Genomic DNA, 21,692 nt, shown 5'->3' with positions numbered 1-21,692 from the left:
CCGGTGGCAATTCCCGGGCCCGTGACTCCGGCATGCACCCGGAAAAAAGAAAGTCGGCCTCCAGGACCACGAGCAGGTCCTGAAGGCCGACGTTTCGTCAGGCGGGCGGGCTCACGCCTTGGTGAGGTCCTCGATCTCCTCCTCGGGCTCGCGGCCCGGGGTCATGATGTTGAACTTGGTGATCGCGAAGCGGAAGACCACGTAGTAGATCGCCGCGAACGCGAGGCCGATCGGGATGATCAGCCACGGCTTGGAGGCGTACGTCCAGTTCAGGAAGTAGTCCAGCGCACCGGCGGAGAAGGTGAAGCCGTGGTGCACGCCGAGGGCCGACGTGATGACCATCGAGGCGGCGGTGAGCACCGCGTGGATCACGTAGAGCAGCGGCGCCAGGAACATGAACGCGAACTCGATGGGCTCGGTGATGCCCGTGACGAACGAGGTCAGGGCGAGCGAGAACATCATGCCGCCGACGACCTTGCGGCGCTCGGGGCGGGCGCAGTGGGTGATCGCCAGGGCGACGGCCGGCAGCGCGAACATCATGATCGGGAAGAAGCCGGACATGAACTGACCGGCGGACGGGTCACCGTGGAAGAAGCGCGGCAGGTCGCCGTGCCAGACGGCGCCGGTGGAGTCGGTGAAGGAACCGATCTCCTGCCAGGCGACGGTGTTCACGAACTGGTGCATGCCGACCGGGAGCAGGCCACGGTTGATCGCGCCGAAGATGCCGGAGCCGAGAGCGCCGAGGCCGGTCATCCAGTTGCCGAAGTCGGTGATCACGCCACCGATGGGCTCCCAGAGGAGACCGAAGACGACACCCATGATGGTGCCGACGAAGGCCATGATGATCGGGACGAGCCGGCGGCCGTTGAAGAAGCCGAGCCAGTCGACCAGCTTCGTGCGGTGGTACCGCTGCCATATGACCGCGGCGAGCAGACCCATGATGATGCCGCCGAAGACCTTGGGGTCGTTGTACGTCGCGGCGACGTCGACACCCTTGTTCGCGGTCGTGTTGACGACGGCCTCGGAGGTCGGGAACGCGGTGAGCACGTTCTTGTAGACCAGGAAGCCGACCAGCGCGGCGAGCGCGGTCGAGCCGTCGGCCTTCTTCGCGAAGCCGATCGCGATGCCGACGCAGAACAGCAGCGGCATGTTGGCGAAGACCGCGTCGCCCGCCGTGGCGAAGACGGCGGCGACCTTGTCCCAGCCGAGGCCTTCGGCGCCGAAGACGTCGGGCTGGCCGAGACGGAGCAAGATACCCGCGGCCGGCAGAACGGCGATCGGCAGCTGCAGGCTGCGACCGACCTTCTGCAGGCCCTGGAACAGGCCGGATCCGCGCTTCTTCGCGGGAGCGGCGGCCTGGGCGGTGGCCGTACTCATCAACTTCCTCCAGTAAGGCAAGGCGCCGCCAGGGCAGTGAACACGGGGGGAGGCGACGTCTCGTGGAACGCGGTGGTCTGGACCGCGTGGTCTACACCAATGAGTGGTGTAGACCAGTTTTAGCACGTGAGACTTAGATAAGGAACCTGCGAATTTTGTGTGCTCAGCCATAGCGCGAAATGCACGACATGAGGCCCCCGGACCGTCAGGTCCAGGGGCCTTGTGCAGGGCTTACGAGGGGGTCGAAAGCCCCGAATCGGTCACCCTCCGAAGGGTGCTCGCGAGGTCACTTGACGTTCTCCCGCTCCATCTCGTCCCCCACCTCGTCCGGCTCGCGGCCGGGGGTCGGGAGGTTGAACCGGGTGATCGCGAACCGGAAGATCGCGTAGTACACGACCGCGAAGGCCAGACCGATCGGGATGATCAGCCACGGCTTCGTCGCGAGGTTCCAGTTGATCACGTAGTCGATCAGGCCGGCCGAGAAGCTGAAGCCGTCCTTCACGCCGAACGCCCAGGTCACGGCCATCGACACACCCGTGAGTACGGCGTGGATCGCGTAGAGCAGCGGGGCGATGAAGAGGAACGAGTACTCGATCGGCTCGGTGATGCCGGTGACGAACGAGGTCAGCGCGACCGACAGCATCATGCCGCCGACCTCCTTGCGCCGATGCGGCTTGGCGCAGTGGGTGATCGCCAGCGCGGCCGCCGGAAGCGCGAACATCATGATCGGGAAGAAGCCCGTCAGGAACTGACCGGCGTTCGGGTCACCCGCCAGGAACATCGGGATGTCACCGTGGACCGTCGTACCGTCCGGCTTCTCGTACGTGCCGAACTGGAACCAGATCGGCACGTTCAGGAACTGATGCAGGCCGATGACCAGCAGCGCCCGGTTCGCCAGACCGAAGATGCCCGAACCCCACGAACCGAGCCCGACCAGCCAGTCGCTGAAGCTCTCCAGACCGTCACCGATCGGCGGCCAGACCCACAGGCAGAGCGAGGCGAACGCGATCGCCACGAACGTCATGATGATCGGAACGAGACGCCGGCCGTTGAAGAAGCCCAGCCAGTCGACCAGCTTCGTCCGGTGGTACCGCTGCCAGAGGTACGCGGTGAGCAGACCCATCACGATGCCGCCGAAGACACCTGGATTCTGGTACGTGTACCCGGCGAAGGAGTCGTCGGTGGCCAGGCAGCCGCCACCGATGTCCTGCGTGCCCGAGGGGCAGTCCTTCGGGAACTGCTGCAGCACCGTGTAGTAGACGAGGAACCCGACGACGGACGCGAGCGCCGTCGAGCCGTCCGCCTTCTTGGCCATGCCGATCGCGACACCGATGCAGAACAGCAGCGGCAGGCCGAGACTGCCGTCGAGAAGAGCACCGCCCGCGCCCGCCATCACCTTCGCGACGTTGTCCCAGCCGAGACCTTCGGCGCCGAAGACGTCCGGCTGGCCGAGCCGGTTGATGATGCCAGCGGCCGGCAGGACGGCGATGGGGAGCTGGAGGCTGCGCCCCATCTTCTGCAGGCCCTGGAAGAGTCCGCCCCACACGGACTTCTTCGGCGCTGCCGCGGCGCTGTCGGTACTCATCGGCGTCCTCCCTGCCCGGAACAAGCCGGGTCCGCGTCTCGTTGCACACTGGTGTAGACCACTTGCGGTAGGCTCCGGGAGCCCGCTGAGGACAGGCCGCCGGTGATCGTCATCATTCGGCAGAACGGCGGCATACGCTCGCGAAGTTGGGCCAACCGTGGGTTACCGTGACAAAGCGGACCGCAGGTGCGCCGAGATTCGCGCTCGCGCGAACAGAACGGACAGGGAGAAACACATGGCCACCAAGGCTGAGAAGATCGTCGCCGGGCTGGGCGGCATCGACAACATCGAAGAGGTCGAGGGCTGCATCACCCGGCTGCGCACCGAGGTGGTCAACCCCGCGCTCGTCGACGAGGCCGCACTCAAGGCCGCCGGCGCCCACGGCGTCGTGAAGATGGGCACCGCCATCCAGGTCGTCATCGGCACCGACGCGGACCCGATCGCCGCGGAGATCGAAGACCTGATGTGAGACCTGACGTGAGCGACCCGCTCACGTCGACAAGGGCCCGTTCCGGCAGGGGAACGGGCCCTTCGTCATGAGGAGAACGGGCCCTTCGTCTCCGCGCGACCGGGACCCCCGCCGCCCACGGCTACGGCTAGGCTCGTCCCATGTCTCGCATCGACGGCCGTACCCCCGAACAGCTCCGCCCCGTCACCATCGAACGCGGTTGGAGCAAGCACGCCGAGGGCTCCGTCCTCATCTCCTTCGGCGACACCAAGGTCTTCTGCACCGCCTCCGTCACCGAAGGCGTCCCGCGCTGGCGCAAGGGCAGCGGCGAAGGCTGGGTCACCGGCGAGTACTCCATGCTGCCCCGGGCCACCAACACCCGCGGCGACCGCGAATCCGTCCGCGGCAAGATCGGCGGCCGTACGCACGAGATCTCCCGCCTCATCGGCCGCTCGCTGCGCGCCGTCATCGACTACAAGGCCCTCGGCGAGAACACCATCGTCCTCGACTGCGACGTCCTCCAGGCCGACGGCGGCACCCGCACCGCCGCCATCACGGGCGCCTACGTCGCCCTCGCCGACGCGGTGTCCTGGGCCCAGACCAAGAAGCTGGTGAAGGCCGGCCGCAAGCCCCTCACCGGCACCGTCGGTGCCGTCTCCGTCGGCATCGTCGACGGCGTCCCCCTCCTCGACCTCTGTTACGAGGAGGACGTCCGCGCCGACACCGACATGAACGTCGTCTGCACCGGCGACGGCCGCTTCGTCGAGGTCCAGGGCACCGCAGAGGCCGAGCCCTTCGACCGCAAGGAGCTCAACGCCCTCCTCGACCTGGCCTCCGGCGGCTGCGCCGAACTGGCGGAGATCCAGCGCAAGGCCCTCGAAGGAACCCTCTAGCCCCCGGCTGCGTCCTGACGGGCGGGCACACGGATAAGCTCCGTGCGCCCGCCCGTCCGCACGTCTGTACGCCTGCATGTCTGTATGTCTGTACGCATCTGGGGAAGGACCCGCCTTGAAGCGCCGTCTCGCACTCGCCGTGGCCACGGCCGCCGCACTGACCACCGTCCTGAGCGGCTGCGGAGCCCTCGACACCGCCATGGACTGCGTCAAGACCGCCGACGCGATAGCCACGTCCGTGAGCAAGCTCGAACAGGCCGTCTCCAACGCCTCCAACGACCCGACGCAGATCGAGGAGTCCCTGAACTCGATCAGCACCGAGCTCGGCAACCTCAAGGACACCACGGACAACGCCGACCTCGCGAAGGCGGTCGACGACCTCACCAAGGGCGTCGAGTCCGTCCGCACGGCCGTCAAGAACGGCGACACCACCCCGGACATCCAGCCCATCACCGACGGAGCGACCGAGATCGCGAAGGTCTGCACCCCGGGATAATCGGGGGCATGACCCGACAGCGCCTGATCCTCGCCACCCGCAACGCGGGCAAGATCACCGAACTCCACGCGATCCTCGCCGACGCGGGCCTCGACCTCGAACTCGTCGGCGCGGACGCGTACCCCGACGTGCCCGACGTCAAGGAAACCGGTGTCACCTTCGCCGAGAACGCGCTCCTCAAGGCCCACGCCCTCGCCCAGGCCACCGGACTCCCGGCCGTCGCCGACGACTCCGGACTCTGCGTCGACGTCCTGAACGGCGCCCCCGGCATCTTCTCGGCCCGCTGGGCCGGCACCCACGGCAACGACCGGGCGAACCTGGACCTGCTCCTGGCCCAGCTCGGCGACATCGCCGACGAACACCGTGCGGCCCACTTCGCCTGCGCGGCGGCCCTGGCCCTCCCGGACGGCACGGAACGAGTGGTCGAGGGCCAGATGCGCGGCACCCTCCGCCACACCCCCACGGGCACGAACGGCTTCGGCTACGACCCGATCCTCCAGCCGGAGGGCCACGAGGTCACCTGCGCCGAACTCTCCCCGTCGGAGAAGAACGCGATCAGCCACCGAGGCAAGGCGTTCCGCGCGCTGGTGCCGGTGGTGAAGGAACTGCTGGGCTGAAGGGGCGTACGGTGAAGGCCCCACTCGGACGAATCTCAGGTGGGGCCTTCGATTTAACGATTTGTGCGGCCTGAGGGATTCGAACCCTCACGGGATTGCTCCCATCGCGCCCTAAACGCGAGGCGTCTGCCGTTCCGCCAAGGCCGCTGGTCGCCTGCCATGCTAGCGGGCAGGCGGCTGGCGTGGGCAGAGGCGTTGCTAGGTCGTCTGGCGGCGGTTGCCCCCTCGGCACCATGTTGCGGTCATCGAGTGGCAGTTGGGGCACAGGTAACGAAGGTTCTCCCGACGGTTGTCGAGCCAGTTCCCATTGATGTGGTCGATCTGCAGAGTGATGGTCCGTCCCCGCCACGCACCCTCGTTCCCGCACTCGACGCAGTGATACGGAACGCCCACCTCGGTGAGGGCGCGATGGAGCCGGTCGCGGTTCTCGCGCGACGAGCCCTCTGGCCGTACCCGGAAAACCGTGGCCGCGATGGACTTCGGTGCTGCGACCCGCACTGTGCCCCATGTGCGTCGCTTGAAGTGCGACGTGTCGAGGCTCAGCTCGGCCACCCGCCGCCGTACCCGGCGGTGATTCTGGTCGGTCACGGGGAGGCCGAGCGTGCGCATCACGTCGGCGAAGCTCGTGGCATTGGTTACCGCTGCCCGCACACACTCCTCTGGCACACCGACGCGCCTGTGGGTGAAGTGGGCGATGTCGATTCCCCGCTCGCGGAGCATGTGCCTGAGTGCGGCGCGGGATCTGGCGTCATCGCCCACGCCCAGCAGGCGAGCCATTGCCCGGACGCTCTGTGTGGCCCCTGCGGCTGCCTGGAGCTCCGCCGTGGTGAACGGAAGGTCCGTGGTCGAGCGGTTCAGGCCGGGGAACTGGCTCACGTCGATTCCGGCTGCTGCGATCCGTCGGCTGATGTGCGAGAGCGTCCCGGTTGTCGGGGCGACGCCGAGCCTCTGCGCGACCTCGCGGAGCGTCGTAGAGGCGGCGACCGCCTCGGCGATGGCACTGTCCGTGTACTTGCGCCAGGGGCTCTGCTGCTTGAAGTGGGTGGTGTCGATGCCGTACTTGGCAACCTTTGACTGCAATGAGCGGCGTTGCCCTCCGCTCGCATTGAGGCCGAGGCGGCGCATGAGATCCGCCCACCCCTTCGACTCCGCTACGGCGACGCCAAGTCGTTCCCTCGTGTACGCGCTCGTCCCCATCGGACCCCCTCCGATCCGGCCACCCGTTCGTGGCCTCGTACGGAGTAACGAGCCGAATATCGGACGGTCACGTCATAACGCGTACGGATATCGCGTCCGGCATGCGGAACGGCCCGCACCGCCCTTTCGGGGGTGCGGGCCGTTTCAGGGGAGGTGTCAGGCCTCGACGCCCAGGTCGCGGATGATCTTGGCGACGTGGCCCGTGGCCTTCACGTTGTAGAAGGCGTGCTCGACCTTCCCGTCCTCGTCGACCACGATCGTCGAGCGGATCACGCCCGTCACGACCTTCCCGTACAGCTTCTTCTCGCCGAAGGCGCCGTACGCCTCCAGGGTCGTCTTGTCCGGGTCGCCGACCAGCGTGACCTTCAGGTTCTCCTTCTCGCGGAACTTCGCCAGCTTCTCCGGCTTGTCGGGGGACACGCCGATGACGTCGTAGCCCGCGCCCGTCAGCAGGTCCAGGTTGTCGGTGAAGTCGCAGGCCTGCTTCGTGCAGCCGGGGGTGAGGGCCGCCGGGTAGAAGTAGACGATGACCTTGCGGCCCTTGTGGTCCGCGAGGGAGACCTCGTTGCCGTCCGCGTCGGGCAGGGTGAAGGCGGGGGCGGTGTCGCCGGGCTGCAGTCGCTCGCTCATGGCTCGCTCTTCCTCGGGAGTGTTCGCGTACGCGTCCAGAGCCTAATGGCGGACGCCCAAAGGGGGGCGGACGAGGCCCATCGAGGGTGGAGCTGACACACTGTCCGTCAACGACCGGATACACGACTACGGAGGCAGCGCGGTGTCGGACGCCAGGACCCCTGCGCAGATCGAGGCGGACATCGTCCGCCGGCGCGAGCAGCTCGCCGTCACTCTCGACGAGATCGGCATTCGGGTGCACCCGAAGACGATCATCGGGGACGCCAAGGCCAAGGTCGCCTCGACGGTCGACCAGACCGTCGGCCGCGCCTTCGTCGCCGTCAACCGGGTCGTCTCCGACGTGAAGGCCCGCTTCACCCACGAGGACGGCGCGCCCCGCCTGGAGCGGGTCGTGCCGGCGGCGGTCGTCGCCGTCGCGGTGGTGGGGCTGATCGTTTCCTCGTCCCGCAAGGGCAAGGGATGACCCCTCCCCGCCACGGGCGACACGCCCGGGCAGGTAGGTTCGGACCGTGAGCGAGAACACGCACGACAAGCTGCCCATCCGGATGCTCCACGACCGGGTCCTGGTCCGCACCGACTCCCCCGAGGGGGAGCGGCGCTCCGGCGGCGGCATCCTGATCCCGGCGACCGCCGCCGTCGGCCGTCGCCTGTCCTGGGCCGAGGTGGTCGCGGTCGGCCAGAACGTCCGTACCGTCGAGATCGGTGACCGGGTGCTGTACGACCCCGAGGATCGTGCCGAGGTCGAGGTGCGGGGCGTGGCGTACGTACTGATGCGGGAGCGGGATCTGCACGCGGTGGCCGCGGACCGGTTCCAGGGTGCGACGGACTCGACCGGGCTGTATCTGTAGCCGAAGGCTTTCCGGGGCCCTGGTGACCGTCGTCACCAGGGCCTTTGCTTTTTCTTTGCTAGCCTGGTGACACCCGACGAGACGCGCCGTACCGGGATGACGACAAGACGACGCACTCCTGTTGTTCCGTCTCGCGGAGGTGTCGTCGTCATGGCCTGGGTTCTTCTCGTGGTCGCGGGTCTGCTCGAAGTCGGCTGGTCGATCGGTATGAAGTACACCGAGGGCTTCACGCGGCTCTGGCCGAGCGTGTTCACCGGTGCCGGGATCGTCGCCTCCATGGTTCTGCTCTCGCACGCTGCCAAGACGCTGCCCATCGGTACCGCGTACGGGGTGTGGGTCGGCATCGGTGCGGCCGGTGCGGCGGTGCTCGGCATGGTCGTGCTCGGTGAGCCGGCGACCGCCGCCCGGATCTTCTTCGTCTGTCTGCTGCTGGTCGCCGTGGTGGGGCTCAAGGCGACCTCCGGTCACTGACGCGCCGGTCACTGATCCCGTACGGGTGGACGTGAGGGCAGGGGGCTGCGGGACACCGCGGCTCCCGGCCCGGCCTCGCCCGTGAGGTACGGGTCCCCGTCCTGCGCCACCTGGCTTTCCTGGCTCTCCTGGTTCTCCTGGTTCTGCTGACCGTCCTGGCTCTCCGGGCTGTCCGGCAGCGGCGGCACCGGTGGCATCTCCTCCGCCCCCGGCATCAGCCGGAGATCGAAGTCGCGCGGGGGTGCCCCCGCCAGCGCCTCCTGGGTGAACTGGGCCCAGATCTCTGCTGGCGCCCCGCCGCCGTTGATCCGGGGCAGTCCGAGCGCTCCGTACAGCGGTTCCTGCCGCCCCGACTCGGGGTCCTGGCCCATCAGCGCGACGACCGTCGCGAGCTCCGGGGTGAAGCCCGCGAACCAGGCGGCCTTGTCGTCCTCCGCCGTGCCCGTCTTGCCCGCCGCCGGCCGCCCCGCGGCCTGCGCCGCCGTGCCCGTACCCGCTTCGACGACGCTCCGCAGGATCGACGTGGTCGTGTCGGCGGCCTCCCGGCTGACCGCCTGCCGGGCCGGCCGGGACGGCAGGTCGATCGAGCTGCCGCCCTTCGTGACGGCCTCGACGAGGGTGTGGGTGCCGTGCCGGCCGTGCGCGGCGAGCGTCGCGTACGCCGAGGCCATGTCGAGGACGCTGGCGGTGGCCGCGCCGAGGGCGATGGAGGGGGAGGCGGTGAGGTCGGGGGTGGAGCCGGGTACGCCGAGGGCGACGGCGGTCCGCCGTACGTGTGCGGGGCCGACGTCCACGGCCATCTGGGCGTACACGGCGTTCACCGACAGATCGGTGGCCTCTCCGACGGCGATCTCGCCGTAACTGGCGTCGTCCTCGTTGGCGGGGTCGTACGGGCTGCCGCTCCAGCCTTCCACCGGGCGCCGGTTGGTGCCGTCGTACAGGGTGTACGGGGTGATCGGCAGGCCGTTCTGGGTCTGTGCCCCGCTCTGCACGGCCGCGGTGAAGACGAAGGGCTTGAAGGTGGAGCCGACCTGGTAGTCGCGGCGGGTGGCGTTGTTGACGTACTGCTGGGTGTAGTCGATGCCGCCGTACATCGCGAGGACCTTGCCGGTTCCCGGGTCGACCGCCGCGGCTCCGACCCGTACGTAGCGGTCGGCGGGGTTGCGGTCGGGGTCGAGGCGGGAGATGACGCGGTCCTCGACGGCCTGGGCGAGTGTCTCCTGCTTGGTGCGGTCGAGGGTGGTGGTGATCCGGAAGCCGCCGCCGGCGAGGGTCTTCTCGTCGATGACGCCGTGGCCGGTCAGGTACTCCTCGACGGCCTGGACGAGATAGCCGCGCTGTCCGGAGAGGCCGGTGGCGGGGCGGGCGGTCTGGGGGAGGGGGAAGCGGGCGGCGGCGCGTTCGGCGCGGCCGAGCCAGCCTTCGGTGACCATGCCGTCGAGGACGTAGTTCCAGCGGGCGACGGCCTTGGTGCGGTTCTCCGGGTGGGTGGTGACGTCGTAGATGCTGGGGGCCTTGAGGAGGGAGGCGAGGTACGCGCCCTCGGCGGTGTCGAGCCGCTCGACGTCCTTGCCGTAGTAGGCGCGGGCGGCGGCCTGGATCCCGTAGGCGTTCCGGCCGAAGTAGCTGGTGTTCAGGTAGCCCTGGAGGATCTCCTCCTCGGGTTTCTCGCGGCCCAGCTTGATCGCGATGAAGAACTCCTTGGCCTTGCGGCTGAGGGTCTGCTCCTGGCCGAGGTAGTAGTTCTTGACGTACTGCTGGGTGATGGTGGAGCCGGACTGGCGGCCCTTGCCGGTGACGGTGTTCCAGGCGGCGCGGACCATGGCCTTGGGGTCGACGGCGTGCGAGGTGTGGAAGTCGCGGTCCTCGGCGGCGAGGACGGCCTGGCGGACGCCCAGGGGGACTTGTTCGAGCCGGACGTTCTCGCGGTTGACCTCGCCGTCGCGGGCGATGGGGCTGCCGTCGCGGTAGAGGTAGACGTTGGACTGGGCGAGGGCGGCGGCGTTGGCCGGCGGGATCTCCACCAGGAGGTAGCCGGCGACGAAGGCCCCGCCGAGGAGCAGCGCGCCGAGCAGGGCGAGGCCGAAGAGGGTCCGCAGGACGCGTCGGAGGCGCCGGGCGCGCGGGGGACGCTTCCGCGCGGGAGGTGGCGGAGCGGAGAGGGTGGGGTCCCTCGGCTCCCAGCCCGGGCGGGATGGCCGGGGAGTGTCACTCGTACCGGAGGAAGGGGGCATGGCACCTCATATTGCCTGGAAGGTGACGAAACTCCGGAATGCGACCCGAATCGGCAGGGCGGTATCACGGGAAGTGACGGGAAAATCGCTCGCGGTGTGCGGGGCTCGTCGCTAGGGTCGTGCGCTTCGGCGTTTTTTCGGTGGTTTGCGTATCGGTTTGCGTACCGGTTGCGTACCGGTCGCGTACCGGTGAGGGAGGAGACGCATGCTGCGGCTGTACGCGACGGTGGCCGCGGGTGGCTTCCGGCGCCATGCCACCTATCGGGTGGCGACGGCGGCGGGGGTGTTCACCAACACCGTCTTCGGCTTCATCCTGTCGTACACGTACATCGCCCTCTGGGACGAACGCCCGCAGCTCGGCGGCTACTCCATGGACGACGCCCTCGCCTATGTGTGGATCGGCCAGGCGCTGATCACCGTCTGCGGGCTGATGGGCGGCGGCTTCGAGGACGAGCTGATCGAGCGGATCAGGACCGGGGACATCGCGGTCGACCTCTATCGCCCCGCCGACCTCCAGGCCTGGTGGTTCTCGGCCAACCTCGGCCGTTCGGCCTATCAGTTGCTGGGCCGCGGGGTCGTCCCGATGGCGGTCGGCGCGCTCGTCTTCGACTTCACGCTGCCGTCGGGCCCCGGGACCTGGTTGGCGTTCCTGGTGGCGGTGGCGCTCGGTTCGACCGTCAGTTTCGCGATCTGGTACCTCGTGGCGATGAGCGCGTTCTGGCTGCTCGACGGCCAGGGCGTGGTGCAGGTGGCCTGGCTGGGCGGCCTGTTCTTCTCGGGGATGCTGCTCCCGCTGAACGTCTTCCCGGGTGCGCTGGGCGAGCTGGCGCGGGTGCTGCCGTGGGCGTCGATGCTCCAGGTGCCGGCCGATGTGTACCTGGGGAAGTACGAGGGCTGGCGGGGGTTGGCGGGGGCGTACGCCTTCCAGGGGTGCTGGGCGGTGGTGCTGTTCGGGGCGGGGCGGGCGGCGCAGGCGGCGGCGACGCGGAAGGTGGTGGTGCAGGGTGGCTGAGGCGCTCCGTACGAGCAGGGATTCCCGGCGTGCGTACCCGCTGGTGTCGGATTCCTGGCGTACGTACCGGATGGTCGCGGGGATGTGGATCCGGTCGACGATGACGTACCGCTCCTCCTTCGCGCTGACCCTGGTCACCAGCTTCTGCGTCACCTTCTTCGACTTCGTCGTCATCCTGCTGATGTTCGGTCAGGTGCGGGGTCTTGGCGGCTTCTCCTTCGCCGAGGTCGCGCTGCTGTACGGGACGACGGGCACGTCGTTCGGGCTCGCGGACCTGACGATGGGCTCGCTCCAGCGGATGGGGAAGCGGGTCAGGGACGGCTCGCTCGACACGTTCCTGATGCGTCCGGCGCCGCTGCTCGCGCAGGTTGCCGCGGACAAGTTCGCGCTGCGCCGGTTCGGGCGGGTGGCGCAGGGCCTGCTCGTCCTGGTGTGGGCGCTGGTCCTGCTGGACGTGGCGTGGACGCCGGTGAAGGTGCTGCTCCTGCCGGTGATGCTGGTCTCCGGGGCGGTGATCTTCGCGGCGGTGATGGTGCTGGGCGCGTCCGCCCTGTTCTGGATGCAGGACGCGGCCGAGGTGACGAGCTCGTTCACGTACGGCGGGAACACGCTGCTCCAGTACCCGCCGACGATCTTCGCGCAGGAGCTGGTGCGGGGGGTCGTGTTCGTCGTGCCGCTGGCGTTCGTGAACTGGCTGCCCGCGTTGTACGTCCTCGGCCGGCCGGCCCCGGCGGGCGTGCCGGGCTGGGCGGTCTTCGCGTCGCCGCTCGTGGCGGCGGTCTGCTGCGGGGTGGCGGGGATCGCGTGGCGGGCCGGAATCCGTTCGTACCGATCGACAGGAAGCTGAGTCCCGTGCAGACCTCTGTGCCCTTCATCGAAGTCGACTCGCTGGAGAAGATCTTCACGATCCGCCGCAAGGCGGGCCTGCTCAAGCGGTCGAAACGCGAGGTCCGGGCGGTCGACGGCATCAGCTTCGGCGTCGAGCGCGGGGAGATGGTCGGCTACATCGGCCCGAACGGGGCCGGCAAGTCGACCACGATCAAGATGCTGACCGGCATCCTCACCCCCAGCGGGGGCCGGCTGCGGGTCGCGGGCATCGACCCGGCGCGGGAACGGACCCGACTGGCCCAGCGGATCGGCGTCGTCTTCGGCCAGCGCACGACGCTCTGGTGGGACCTGCCGCTGAAGGACTCGTACGGCCTGATGCACCGCATGTACCGGATCCCCGACGCCCGCTACCGCGAGAACCTCGACCGGTGCGTCGAGCTCCTCGATCTCGGCGAACTGCTCGACGTCCCGGTGCGCCAGCTCTCCCTGGGCCAGCGGATGCGCGGCGACATCGCGGCGGCGCTGCTCCACGACCCGGAGGTGCTGTACCTGGACGAGCCGACGATCGGCCTGGACGTCGTGTCGAAGGCGAGGGTGCGGGAATTCCTGAGGGAACTGAACACGACCCGGAGCACCACGGTCCTGCTGACCACCCACGACCTCACGGACATCGAGCAGCTGTGCTCGCGGGTGATGGTCATCGACCACGGCAGGCTGATGTACGACGGGAAGCTGACCGGCCTGCACGCCGTGGGCGAGAGCGAACGGCTCCTGGTGGTGGACCTGGAGCGGGAGCTGCCGCCGATCGAGGACGTGCCGGGTGCCCGCTTCGTACGGTCGGAGGGCCCACGCCAGTACCTGGCCTTCCCGGCCTCGTCCTCGGCGGCTCCACTGGTCGCCGCCGTCGCCGCCGCGTACCCCCTTGTCGACCTCTCGGTGCGGGAGCCGGACATCGAGGCGGTGATCGCGAAGATGTATGGGGGAACTCGCGAGGAGCGCCGGGAGTCCCTGATGTAGGAGGTCAGGTCCATGGTGAGTTTTTCGTACACGGCGGCGGACGAAGAGAAGAGCAGAGGTGTCCGCCGGATGAAGTCGCTGGCGACGTCGCTGCTCCTCGCCGTGGCCGTGATCTACGCTCTCGCGACCTGGGCGGAGAACGCGGGCTGGGGTGCCTGGACGGGTTATGTCGCCGCCGCCGCGGAGGCGGGCATGGTCGGCGCGCTCGCGGACTGGTTCGCGGTGACGGCCCTCTTCAAGCGCCCCCTGGGGCTGCCGATCCCGCACACGGCGATCATCCCGACGAAGAAGGACCAGCTGGGGGCCTCGCTGGGCTCGTTCGTCGGCGAGAACTTCCTCTCGGCGGACGTCGTACGGGGCAGGCTGGCGGCGTTCGGCATCGCGCGCCGCCTCGGATCATGGCTCGCGGACCCGGCCCACGCGGACCGGGTGACGGCGGAGGCGTCGACGGCGCTGCGCGGCGCGCTGACGGTCCTGCGGGACTCGGACGTGCAGGCGGTCGTGGGCGAGGCGATCACCCGCCGGGCGGAGGCGGCGGAGATCGCCCCGGGCCTCGGCAAGACCCTGGAGAAGATCGTCGCGGACGGGGCGCACCACCGGGCGGTGGACCTGGTCTGCACCCGTGCGCACGACTGGCTGGTGACGCACGGCGACTCGGTCATGGACGCGGTGCAGGGCGGTGCCCCGGGCTGGACGCCCCGGTTCGTCGACAAGCGCATCGGCGAACGCGTCTACAAGGAGCTCCTGCGCTTCGTGACGGAGATGCGGGACATGCCGGCGCACCCCGCGCGCGGTGCGATCGACCGCTTCCTGACGGACTTCGCGGCGGACCTCCAGGCGGACACGGACACGAGGGCCCGTGTCGAGCGCCTGAAGTCGGACCTGCTGGCCCGCCCGGAGATCCAGGACATCATCGCCTCGGCCTGGTCCTCGATCCGCAACCTCATCATCGCGGCGGCCGAGGACGACCGCAGCCAGCTCCGCCTGCGCGCCCGCGCCTCGCTGATGTCCCTGGGCAACCGCCTGGCGACGGACACCCGCCTCCAGGCGAAGGTCGAGGGCTGGGCGGAGGACGCGGCGGCGTACGTGGTCACGACGTACCGCCACGAGATCACGTCCCTGATCACGGACACGGTGGCCGGCTGGGACGCCACCCAGACCTCGAAGAAGATCGAGGCCAACATCGGCCGCGACCTCCAGTTCATCCGCATCAACGGCACGGTGGTGGGCGCGCTGGCGGGCCTCCTGATCTACACGGTGAGCCACGCGGCGGGAGGCTGAGGGGGGTGGCTGAGGGGCGGGCCGGGGGCCGCTGGGCCCAGGACGGGTGGGCCCGCGGCTCGCGTGCCGGGAGCCTCTACTTCCCGCGGGTGACGGCCCAGGAGGCGGCGGCCATGCCCCCGGCAACGGAGAACACCGCGGGCCAGGCGCCGATCTTCTTGGCGAGGGGGTGAGACCCGGCGAAGGCGGCGACATACGCGCCACTGAGCCCGGCCGCGACCTTCCCCCCACCCACCTGCTGCCACTCCCGAGCGGCCACCCCGCCGGCCACGGCCAGCACGACCCCACCGAGCGGCCGCTTCTTGGTCCACCGGGCTACGGCGTATCCGCCGACGAGCCCGGCGGCGGCTATGGCGGGGGAGGGGATGCGGGGCATGAGGGGTCCTTTCGCGGCGGAATCGCTTTCTAGCGAGCCTAACCGGCGGCTCTTCGCGTCCACCTTCCGAACAGACGTGACGGTCTTTCACTCGATTGTGACCGCAATCACAGGTGGTTTTGATCGTTGAGGGGTAGCGTCCGCGGATGGCGCTGCATGACCTGCTTCACGAAGTGGCGAGGATCTACGACCCCACAGGGGTGGCCTCAGCCGAACGTCCGGACTGTGCCCTGCTCTGGGGGGTGGAGGAGCTCATTGACCTCCCGCTGCCGGAGGGTTGCTCTGCCGTCGGGTATGCCGGCAAGGGAAACATGGCGCGGGTTCCGTGGATTGGTGTTTTCCGCGAGGACGTCAACACGGATCCTAAGAAGGGGCTCTACCTGGCCTATCTCTTCGACGCGGACCGCAAGACCGTCACGCTGTCGCTCCAGCAAGGTGTCTCCGAAGCCGCCAAGCCTCAGCACTATGGGACCGGCCGGAAGCTCCATGACTATCTGGACGAGCGTGGCACGCCCTACCGGCTTGCCCTGCCGCCACGATTGGCGCGTGACTGGCAGGACGGCGTGAGCCTGGACTCCGCCTCCCTCGGCTGGCGCCCCCGCGCCTACGAGCATGCCGACATCGCAGCGCGACGGTACGACCTGGCAAACCTTCCCCCTGAGGGCGAGCTGGCGCAGCACCTCGCGGAAGCCGTGGTCCTTCTTTCTCACGCGGCTGCCGTCGATCGCTGCTTCGCAGATGTCGAATTCCCGACCGCGGACGAACCGACCGCTTTCTTTGCTGGAGGGCACAAGACCTCCCTTGAAGGGAGTGAGCCGGGTGCGTTCCAGCCGGGAAACAGCGATGGCTATTGGGTCACCGTGCAGGGCGGTAGGGAGCGCCGTACGCGTGATCACGAGCGGCTCGTGTCAGAGTTCGCCGCGCATGCCGCCGCTTGCTCGTATGAGCCGATCAACACGTCGATCGGGTATCGAGACCTGATCCTCCGTGCGGAGGGTTCTTCTCTCGAGTGGCTCGTGGAAGCCAAGCAGATATCCCCCGGTAAGCACCGTGCTTCGGTCCGTGAGGCCGTGGCCCAACTCTTTGAGTACCGGCACCAGTACTACCGGCTGGCGGAGGGGGCGAGGGAGGATCCCCATCTTCTGGCTGTCTTCAGCGCGCCCATCGGCAGTTTCGGCCCCTACCTGGAGACTCTGGGCATCGCTGCCGTCTGGCCCACAGGAGACGGCCCCGTCTCCTGGAGTGGGACGCACACGGCTATCGCTTGGGGACTCGTGCCGGACGCCTGACCGGGCCTCAGTCTTGGTCAGCGCCTCCGTGGCACTCTCCGTACGCCCGCTCCGAGCCGCACCAGCACGCCGCGTCGGAGGCCGGGGGCCAAGCGGTTGCGCGGGCTCGGGCGGCCAGGGTGGTGGCGTATTGGGGGAGGAGGGCTGCCGTGGACGGGTGGGTGGTTTCCGAGGCTGCGAAGGCTTCGTAGGAGGGGACCGTTGCGCGGACGATGCCCAGGTTCGGGGTGCCCGCCTGGGCGAGTTCTCTGAGGGAGGCCTCGATGTCCGTCAGGTGGGCTCTGTACGTGGGGTACTCCGCCTCCAGTTCCGGGTACGCCGCGAGCAGCTCGTCCAGTTCCGGTTCCGGCCAGTGCAGGACCGCCACCGGGAACGGGCGGGAGAGGGCCGTGCGGTACGTGCCCAGTTCCGAGCGGAGCCTCGTGATTTCCGCCTGGAGTTCCGCCGGGTCCGAGGAGCCCAGGGACCAGAGGCGCTTCGGGTCGTGGAGTTCGTCCAGCGGGACCGACGCCGTGTGCAGCCGGTCCGCTCGGTCGTCCCAGTCGTCGTGTTCCAGTGCCAGCATGCGGCGGATGCGGTGGCGCGTCGTGATCAGGGACACCGTGGCGTGGGGGAGTTCCGTGGACGTGGTCAGGAGTGCGGCTGCTTCCGTGAGGGTCGACTCCGCCGCTTCCAGTTCGTCGTGGGCCTCCAGCGTCTCCGCCGTGATCTCCCAGGGCGCCGCGTCCGCGGGCTTGGCGCGCCGGACTCCCTCGATGATCGCCCGCGCCTCGGCCTCGTGGCCGTACTCCCAGAGGTTCGCCGCCTTCAGCGCCCTGATCAGGAGCGGGTTCGCCGGCTGACCGGAGAGGAGCGCGTCGTAGAGGGCCGTCGCGCCGGGGCGGTCGCCCGCCAGTTCCCGGTGGGCCGCGGCCTGGAGGTACAGGGGTTCCCGGTCTCCCGGGTACTGCGCTGCCGTACGCAGCAGGCGCTCGGCTTCGGTGGTGTGGGCGGCAGGAGTGTCGGGACGCATACCTTCACCGTACTGCTGTACGGGCCTGGAGAGTTGGCGCCTCAGCGCTTATCGTGCCCCGCGTGCGGGACAGGGTGCGGGAGCGGCGGGAGCGAGTGCCGGTCGTCGTCCAGGGGCGGGGGCGGCGTCGTACGGGCGCCCGCGTGCTGTGGGTGTGCGCCGAGACCGTCGTCACCTGCGGGGTTGTCGTCCTCCTTCTTGTCGTCCATCAGCTCTGGTGGACCAACCAGCAGGCCCGCGCCGAGGCCCGCGAGCAGGTGAGCGTCCTGGAGCGGGAGTGGGAGATCTCTCCTCCCGTGGAGGGCGGGGAGACCGGAGGGGTGGAGGAAGTCGGTGAGGGTGAAGAAAGCGGGGAGTCCGAGCTGTCCGGGGAGGTCGATCCGCCTGGGGAGGGGGACCTCGTCGGGGGGAGTGCCGGGGGCGGCGGTGCCGCTTCCGGGCGCGAGCGGACCCGTCCTGCCGTCCCCGACTCCCGTGCCTTCGCCATCCTCCGTATCCCCCGGCTCGGCCTCACCGCCCCCGTCGCCCGCGGCATCTCCAAGCGTTCCGTTCTCGACAAGGGGTACGTCGGGCACTATCCCGGCACCGCCGGGCCCGGGCTTCCCGGGAACTTCGCGCTCGCCGGGCACCGGAACACCCACGGTGAGCCCTTTCGGTACATCAACCGGTTGCGGCCGGGCGACGAGATCAGTGTGCGGACCCGTGCGCGTACGTACACCTACCGCGTCGACCAGGTCCTCCCGCGGACCGCGCCCCGTGACGTCGGGGTCGTCCGGGCCGTGCCCCGGTCGCTCGTGAAGCCCTCGTACGGGTACGACGAACCCGGCGCCTATCTCACCCTCACCACCTGCACACCGGAGTTCAGCAGCGCCTACCGGCTCGTCGTCTGGGCGAAGCTAGTCTCGACCGCGTGAACCGGGTGATCAGACGCAGGCCCCACCTGCTGTGGCTCCTCTTTCCCTACGTGCTGTTCGTCGTCGTCCTCCCGCTGGTGAACCGCGTCCCCCTGCTCGTCGTCTGGCTGTTCGGCGCCACCGTCCTCACCCCCTGTGCGGTCGCTCTCGCCCGGCGCGGGGACCGGAGGTGAGTCCCGCCGTCGTCGCCGTCTCCGTCTTCGGCGTCTCCATGGTGCTGACCGTGGTCCTCGGGCTCCTCGCCGTGCGCCGGGAAGCCGGCGGCGGGCTCGACGCGTGGTCCGTCGGCGGGCGTTCGCTCGGGCCCGTCTTCATCTGGGTGCTGATGGCCGGCGAGGGGTACACCAGCTTCAGCTATCTCGGCGCCGCCGGCTGGGGCTACAACTACGGCGCCCCCGTGCTGTACGTCGTCGCGTACATGTCCTGCGGCTACGCCGTCGGTTACGTCGTCGGGCCCATGCTCTGGGGGTACGCCCGGAAGCACGGGTTGGTCTCCCTCAGCGACATCGCCGCCCACCGCTACCGCCGTCCCTGGCTCGGCGCGGCCGTGGCCGTCCTCGCGACCGTCTTCCTCCTGCCGTACGTCCAGCTCCAGATCACCGGCATGGGCGTGGTCGTGTCCACGATCTCGTACGGGACCATCGGCCTCGACCTCGCCTACTTCCTCGCCTTCGCCGTCACCACCGCGTTCGTGGTGGTGAGCGGGCTGCGCGGGAGCGCCTGGGTCTCCGTCCTCAAGGACTCGCTCGTCATCCTCACTCTGGGATTTCTCGTGGTGTACGTGCCGCTGCACTACTTCGGGGGGTTCGGGGAGTTCTTCGGGCGGCTCGTCGACGAGAAGAGCGAGTGGCTCTCGCTGCCCGGGCACGGCGGCGAGACGAGCGGGTACGGCGTCGGCTGGTTCGCCTCCACCACCGTCCTCAACTCCCTCACCGTCGTCATCTTCCCGACCACCGTCGCCGGATACCTCGGCGCCCGCGACGCCGACACCCTCCGCCGCAACGCCGTCTGGCTGCCCGCGTACAACGTCCTCCTCTTCGTCCCCATGCTCCTCGGCACCGCCGCCCTCTTCGTCGTCCCCGGGCTCGTCGGCGCCGAGTCGAACCTCGCCCTCTTCGAGCTCGTCACCGACTCGCTCCCCGCCTGGGGCGTCGGCCTCGTCGGCGTCGCGGCCGCGCTCTCCTCGATCGTTCCCATGGCCGTGTTCATGCTGGTCATCGGCACGATGTGGGGGCGGAGCGTGCTCTCGCTCGCGCCCCGGCTGCGCCACCGCGAGAAGGGCGCCGCCCAGCTCGTGGTCGTCGTCGCCGGGACGCTCGCCCTCGCCATGACGTACACCGCGCCGAACACCCTCGTCCGGCTCTCCCTGATCTCGTACGAGGGGATGGCGCAGCTGCTGCCGCTGGTGTTGCTGGGGCTTGTGTGGCGGCGGATGACTCTGAGGGGTGGGGTGTGCGGGCTCGGGGTCGGGGTCGCGGTCGTCTGCGTGCTCGTCTTCTCCGGGCACGATCCGCTGTGGGGCGTCAACGCCGGGCTGCTCGCCCTCGTCGCCAATCTGGCCGTGGCCGTCTCCGTCAGCCTCCTCGGGCCGCCGGAGACGGGCGACGACCGGCGCGACGAGGACGTCCTCGCCCTGGAGGAGTTCACCGACGCGGCCGTCGGTCCGGCCGCCTCCCCAGGACGAGGGTGATCGCCGCGCCCGTCAGGGCCAGTCCCGCCGAGACCAGGAGCGCCGTGTCCGGGCCCGCGGGTGTCAGGGCCAGCGTCAGGGCCACGCCCGCCGCGGAACCGATGTAGCGGGCGGTGTTGTTGGCGCCCGAGCCCATCGCCGCCTGTTCCGGCGGTACGGAGTCGACGGCGAGGCGGGGCAGTGCCGCGTTCAGGAGGCCGCTGCCCGCGCCCGCCACGAGGAGGCCGGGGAGGAGGCGCGGCCAGGGGCCTTCCAGTGCGCCCAGGAGGGCCAGGACTCCTGTCGCCGACAGGGTGAAGCCCAAGGTCAGTTGGTACGCGGCGGACAGCCGGCCCGCCAGGCGGCGCGCCTGGAGCGCGACCACGAACGCGGTGCCCGACCAGAGCACGAACAGCCAGGCCGCCCCCAGCGGCGACATCCCCGCCCCGCTCTGGAGCAGCGCGGGCACCACGCTGAACAGGCCGATCACCGCCAGGCCGGTGAACAGCGCCCCGAGCGTCGAGGCGAGGAACGCCGGGCGGCGCAGGAGCGCCAGGTCGACCATGGGCGTACGGCTCCGGTGTTCGACCGCGATGAAGATCGCCGTCAGGGCGGCGGAGGCCAGGAGCAGGAGGCCCACCGGCAGGCGCAGCCAGCCGTCCCGGCCGAGCGTGAGCGCGGTGAGCAGGGACGCCAGGGCGAGGCCGAGAGCGAGGGCGCCCGGGAGGTCGGGGCGCGTCCGGTGTGACGCCTTCGCCGGTTCGCGGTGCGACGTCTTCGCCGCGTCGCGGCGTGATGCCTTCGCCGGTTCGTGGCGTGATGCCTTCGCTGGTTCCCGGCCCGGTGCCTTCGCCGTCTCGGGGCGTGATGCCTTCGCCGTCTCCGGGCCGAGCGTGCGGGTGCCCGTCGCCGCGATCACCAGGGCTCCGAGGCCCAGCACCCCGTAGGCCAGGCGCCAGTCCACCAGGCTCAGCGCGCCCGCGAGCAGCGGGCCGAGTGCGATGCCGCCGCTCACCGACGCCCCCCACACGCCGGTCGCCCTGATCCGGTCGCGGCCCGAGGGGTACGCGTCGGCCAACAGGCCCAGGCTGCCCGCGAGGACCGCCGCGCTCGCCGCGCCCTGGGCGATCCGGGCCAGGGTGAAGGTGAGCGTGGAGCCCGCGAAGGCGCCGAGGCCGGTGGTGGCGCCGAGGGCGAGGGTGCCGAGGAGGAAGACCCGGCGCCGGCCGTGCGCGTCGGCGAGGCTGCCGGCCACCAGGAGCAGGACGGCGAGGCCGAGCGGGGTGCCGTTGAGCAGCCAGGCCCGGGCCGAGTCCGGGGTCCCGAAGGCGGCGGCCGTGGCGGGGAGGGTGAGCATCGGGGCCGTGTAGTTCATCAGCGCCACGGCCGTGGCCGCGCCGGTGACGGCGAGCGTGGCGGAGGGGCGGGCCGGCCGCTGCCGCGCCGGGGCGCGGAGGGCGGTGGCGAGCTGGGGCATGGCAGGGACCTCACCCGTCAG

At 69.9% G+C, this 21,692-nt stretch carries 23 protein-coding genes, 1 tRNA gene and 1 riboswitch; of the genes, 15 read left to right on the top strand and 9 right to left on the bottom strand.

Annotation, left to right across the window (positions count from 1 at the left end; genetic code table 11):
- Positions 1-111: 111 nt before the first annotated feature.
- Together SGA01_RS24230 and SGA01_RS24225 are read right to left on the bottom strand one after the other, a co-directional pair.
- Positions 112-1,377, bottom strand: coding sequence for a PTS transporter subunit EIIC (locus SGA01_RS24230; protein ID WP_055643258.1), 1,266 nt, complete (start codon positions 1,375-1,377; stop codon positions 112-114).
- 286 nt (positions 1,378-1,663) lie between these two features.
- Complete coding sequence (locus tag SGA01_RS24225) at positions 1,664-2,962, bottom strand: PTS transporter subunit EIIC (protein WP_141298504.1); 1,299 nt, start codon at positions 2,960-2,962, stop codon at positions 1,664-1,666.
- 196 nt (positions 2,963-3,158) lie between these two features.
- Here SGA01_RS24225 and SGA01_RS24220 point away from each other — a divergent pair, with 196 nt between their 5' ends.
- The 4 genes from SGA01_RS24220 to rdgB all read left to right on the top strand — a co-directional run bounded on the left by SGA01_RS24220 (position 3,159) and on the right by rdgB (position 5,416).
- Positions 3,159-3,431, top strand: coding sequence for a PTS sugar transporter subunit IIB (locus SGA01_RS24220; RefSeq protein ID WP_079037943.1), 273 nt, complete (start codon positions 3,159-3,161; stop codon positions 3,429-3,431).
- 140 nt (positions 3,432-3,571) lie between these two features.
- A complete protein-coding gene (rph, locus tag SGA01_RS24215) occupies positions 3,572-4,303 on the top strand; it encodes a ribonuclease PH (RefSeq protein ID WP_055643261.1) in 732 nt (243 codons plus the stop codon).
- 76 nt (positions 4,304-4,379) lie between these two features.
- Positions 4,380-4,799 carry a hypothetical protein gene (locus SGA01_RS24210; RefSeq protein ID WP_141298503.1) on the top strand — a complete coding sequence of 140 codons (420 nt, stop codon included), beginning with the start codon at positions 4,380-4,382 and terminating at the stop codon, positions 4,797-4,799.
- Positions 4,800-4,807: 8 nt separating this feature from the next.
- Positions 4,808-5,416: an RdgB/HAM1 family non-canonical purine NTP pyrophosphatase gene (gene rdgB, locus SGA01_RS24205; RefSeq protein ID WP_141298502.1), complete on the top strand. Its 609-nt coding sequence runs from the start codon at positions 4,808-4,810 to the stop codon at positions 5,414-5,416.
- Between the two features lie 64 nt (positions 5,417-5,480).
- Here rdgB and SGA01_RS24200 read toward each other — a convergent pair.
- The 3 genes from SGA01_RS24200 to bcp all read right to left on the bottom strand — a co-directional run bounded on the left by SGA01_RS24200 (position 5,481) and on the right by bcp (position 7,243).
- A tRNA-Leu gene (locus tag SGA01_RS24200) sits at positions 5,481-5,563 on the bottom strand.
- 51 nt (positions 5,564-5,614) lie between these two features.
- Positions 5,615-6,541 (bottom strand): HNH endonuclease signature motif containing protein, encoded by a 927-nt coding sequence (locus SGA01_RS24195; RefSeq protein WP_229917498.1) that lies wholly within the window; start codon positions 6,539-6,541, stop codon positions 5,615-5,617.
- Between the two features lie 228 nt (positions 6,542-6,769).
- A complete protein-coding gene (gene bcp / locus SGA01_RS24190) occupies positions 6,770-7,243 on the bottom strand; it encodes a thioredoxin-dependent thiol peroxidase (RefSeq protein WP_141298500.1) in 474 nt (157 codons plus the stop codon).
- A gap of 142 nt (positions 7,244-7,385) precedes the next feature.
- Between bcp and SGA01_RS24185 the strand changes: the two genes are divergently transcribed.
- The 3 genes from SGA01_RS24185 (at position 7,386) to SGA01_RS24175 (ending at position 8,562) form a co-directional block, all read left to right on the top strand.
- Positions 7,386-7,706 (top strand): DUF3618 domain-containing protein, encoded by a 321-nt coding sequence (locus SGA01_RS24185; RefSeq protein WP_055643267.1) that lies wholly within the window; start codon positions 7,386-7,388, stop codon positions 7,704-7,706.
- A gap of 46 nt (positions 7,707-7,752) precedes the next feature.
- Positions 7,753-8,091 carry a GroES family chaperonin gene (locus SGA01_RS24180; protein WP_017237090.1) on the top strand — a complete coding sequence of 113 codons (339 nt, stop codon included), beginning with the start codon at positions 7,753-7,755 and terminating at the stop codon, positions 8,089-8,091.
- Positions 8,092-8,141: 50 nt separating this feature from the next.
- Positions 8,142-8,208: riboswitch (guanidine-III (ykkC-III) riboswitch) on the top strand.
- Between the two features lie 33 nt (positions 8,209-8,241).
- Positions 8,242-8,562 (top strand): DMT family transporter, encoded by a 321-nt coding sequence (locus SGA01_RS24175; RefSeq protein WP_055643268.1) that lies wholly within the window; start codon positions 8,242-8,244, stop codon positions 8,560-8,562.
- Between the two features lie 8 nt (positions 8,563-8,570).
- Here the strand turns inward: SGA01_RS24175 and SGA01_RS24170 are convergent, their stop codons facing one another.
- A complete protein-coding gene (locus SGA01_RS24170; RefSeq protein WP_141298499.1) occupies positions 8,571-10,796 on the bottom strand; it encodes a transglycosylase domain-containing protein in 2,226 nt (741 codons plus the stop codon).
- Positions 10,797-11,004: 208 nt separating this feature from the next.
- Here SGA01_RS24170 and SGA01_RS24165 point away from each other — a divergent pair, with 208 nt between their 5' ends.
- The 4 genes from SGA01_RS24165 (at position 11,005) to SGA01_RS24150 (ending at position 14,934) form a co-directional block, all read left to right on the top strand.
- Positions 11,005-11,808 carry an ABC transporter permease gene (locus SGA01_RS24165; protein WP_174867453.1) on the top strand — a complete coding sequence of 268 codons (804 nt, stop codon included), beginning with the start codon at positions 11,005-11,007 and terminating at the stop codon, positions 11,806-11,808.
- Positions 11,809-11,878: 70 nt separating this feature from the next.
- Positions 11,879-12,655: an ABC transporter permease gene (locus SGA01_RS24160; RefSeq protein WP_141298565.1), complete on the top strand. Its 777-nt coding sequence runs from the start codon at positions 11,879-11,881 to the stop codon at positions 12,653-12,655.
- A 17-nt stretch (positions 12,656-12,672) separates the two neighbouring features.
- Positions 12,673-13,653: an ABC transporter ATP-binding protein gene (locus SGA01_RS24155; protein ID WP_141298564.1), complete on the top strand. Its 981-nt coding sequence runs from the start codon at positions 12,673-12,675 to the stop codon at positions 13,651-13,653.
- A gap of 12 nt (positions 13,654-13,665) precedes the next feature.
- Positions 13,666-14,934, top strand: a complete 1,269-nt coding sequence (locus tag SGA01_RS24150; RefSeq protein WP_141298497.1) for a DUF445 domain-containing protein — start codon at positions 13,666-13,668, stop codon at positions 14,932-14,934.
- A 76-nt stretch (positions 14,935-15,010) separates the two neighbouring features.
- Here SGA01_RS24150 and SGA01_RS24145 read toward each other — a convergent pair whose 3' ends face one another.
- Entirely contained in the window at positions 15,011-15,310 is a 300-nt protein-coding gene (locus tag SGA01_RS24145; RefSeq protein WP_141298496.1) for a hypothetical protein, read from the bottom strand.
- A gap of 146 nt (positions 15,311-15,456) precedes the next feature.
- Here SGA01_RS24145 and SGA01_RS24140 point away from each other — a divergent pair, with 146 nt between their 5' ends.
- Positions 15,457-16,599 (top strand): MrcB family domain-containing protein, encoded by a 1,143-nt coding sequence (locus SGA01_RS24140; RefSeq protein ID WP_141298495.1) that lies wholly within the window; start codon positions 15,457-15,459, stop codon positions 16,597-16,599.
- 7 nt (positions 16,600-16,606) lie between these two features.
- Here the strand turns inward: SGA01_RS24140 and SGA01_RS24135 are convergent, their stop codons facing one another.
- Positions 16,607-17,611 (bottom strand): SEC-C domain-containing protein, encoded by a 1,005-nt coding sequence (locus SGA01_RS24135; protein WP_141298494.1) that lies wholly within the window; start codon positions 17,609-17,611, stop codon positions 16,607-16,609.
- A 62-nt stretch (positions 17,612-17,673) separates the two neighbouring features.
- Between SGA01_RS24135 and SGA01_RS24130 the strand changes: the two genes are divergently transcribed.
- The 3 genes from SGA01_RS24130 to SGA01_RS24125 are packed head-to-tail and all read left to right on the top strand — an operon-like array spanning position 17,674 to position 20,215.
- Positions 17,674-18,525, top strand: coding sequence for a class E sortase (locus tag SGA01_RS24130; protein WP_141298493.1), 852 nt, complete (start codon positions 17,674-17,676; stop codon positions 18,523-18,525).
- Positions 18,522-18,698 (top strand): hypothetical protein, encoded by a 177-nt coding sequence (locus SGA01_RS41170; RefSeq protein ID WP_167534171.1) that lies wholly within the window; start codon positions 18,522-18,524, stop codon positions 18,696-18,698. Before SGA01_RS24130 ends, SGA01_RS41170 begins: the two co-directional genes overlap by 4 nt.
- Before the next feature lie 38 nt (positions 18,699-18,736).
- Positions 18,737-20,215: a sodium:solute symporter family protein gene (locus tag SGA01_RS24125; RefSeq protein ID WP_141298563.1), complete on the top strand. Its 1,479-nt coding sequence runs from the start codon at positions 18,737-18,739 to the stop codon at positions 20,213-20,215.
- Here SGA01_RS24125 and SGA01_RS24120 read toward each other — a convergent pair.
- Complete coding sequence (locus tag SGA01_RS24120) at positions 20,169-21,671, bottom strand: MFS transporter (RefSeq protein ID WP_141298492.1); 1,503 nt, start codon at positions 21,669-21,671, stop codon at positions 20,169-20,171. The two genes, SGA01_RS24125 and SGA01_RS24120, sit on opposite strands and share 47 nt — an antisense overlap.
- Positions 21,672-21,692: the final 21 nt, after the last annotated feature.

The sequence above is a fragment of the Streptomyces gardneri genome, from assembly GCF_006539185.1.
Taxonomy (GTDB): domain Bacteria; phylum Actinomycetota; class Actinomycetes; order Streptomycetales; family Streptomycetaceae; genus Streptomyces; species Streptomyces gardneri.
Note: the sequence above shows the minus strand (reverse complement) of the source record. Positions and strands in the feature narration are given on the sequence as shown.

Coding starts and splice junctions, on each gene's coding strand:
- SGA01_RS24150 (WP_141298497.1), top strand. CDS start 13,666: ATGGTGAGTTTTTCGTACACGGCGGCGGACGAAGAGAAGAGCAGAGGT.
- SGA01_RS24160 (WP_141298565.1), top strand. CDS start 11,879: ATGGTCGCGGGGATGTGGATCCGGTCGACGATGACGTACCGCTCCTCC.
- SGA01_RS24170 (WP_141298499.1), bottom strand. CDS start 10,796: ATGCCCCCTTCCTCCGGTACGAGTGACACTCCCCGGCCATCCCGCCCG.
- SGA01_RS24145 (WP_141298496.1), bottom strand. CDS start 15,310: ATGCCCCGCATCCCCTCCCCCGCCATAGCCGCCGCCGGGCTCGTCGGC.
- SGA01_RS24120 (WP_141298492.1), bottom strand. CDS start 21,671: ATGCCCCAGCTCGCCACCGCCCTCCGCGCCCCGGCGCGGCAGCGGCCG.
- rph (WP_055643261.1), top strand. CDS start 3,572: ATGTCTCGCATCGACGGCCGTACCCCCGAACAGCTCCGCCCCGTCACC.
- rdgB (WP_141298502.1), top strand. CDS start 4,808: ATGACCCGACAGCGCCTGATCCTCGCCACCCGCAACGCGGGCAAGATC.
- SGA01_RS24175 (WP_055643268.1), top strand. CDS start 8,242: ATGGCCTGGGTTCTTCTCGTGGTCGCGGGTCTGCTCGAAGTCGGCTGG.
- SGA01_RS24135 (WP_141298494.1), bottom strand. CDS start 17,611: ATGCGTCCCGACACTCCTGCCGCCCACACCACCGAAGCCGAGCGCCTG.
- SGA01_RS24195 (WP_229917498.1), bottom strand. CDS start 6,541: ATGCGCCGCCTCGGCCTCAATGCGAGCGGAGGGCAACGCCGCTCATTG.
- bcp (WP_141298500.1), bottom strand. CDS start 7,243: ATGAGCGAGCGACTGCAGCCCGGCGACACCGCCCCCGCCTTCACCCTG.
- SGA01_RS24230 (WP_055643258.1), bottom strand. CDS start 1,377: ATGAGTACGGCCACCGCCCAGGCCGCCGCTCCCGCGAAGAAGCGCGGA.
- SGA01_RS24140 (WP_141298495.1), top strand. CDS start 15,457: ATGGCGCTGCATGACCTGCTTCACGAAGTGGCGAGGATCTACGACCCC.
- SGA01_RS24210 (WP_141298503.1), top strand. CDS start 4,380: ATGTCTGTATGTCTGTACGCATCTGGGGAAGGACCCGCCTTGAAGCGC.
- SGA01_RS24225 (WP_141298504.1), bottom strand. CDS start 2,962: ATGAGTACCGACAGCGCCGCGGCAGCGCCGAAGAAGTCCGTGTGGGGC.
- SGA01_RS24125 (WP_141298563.1), top strand. CDS start 18,737: ATGGTGCTGACCGTGGTCCTCGGGCTCCTCGCCGTGCGCCGGGAAGCC.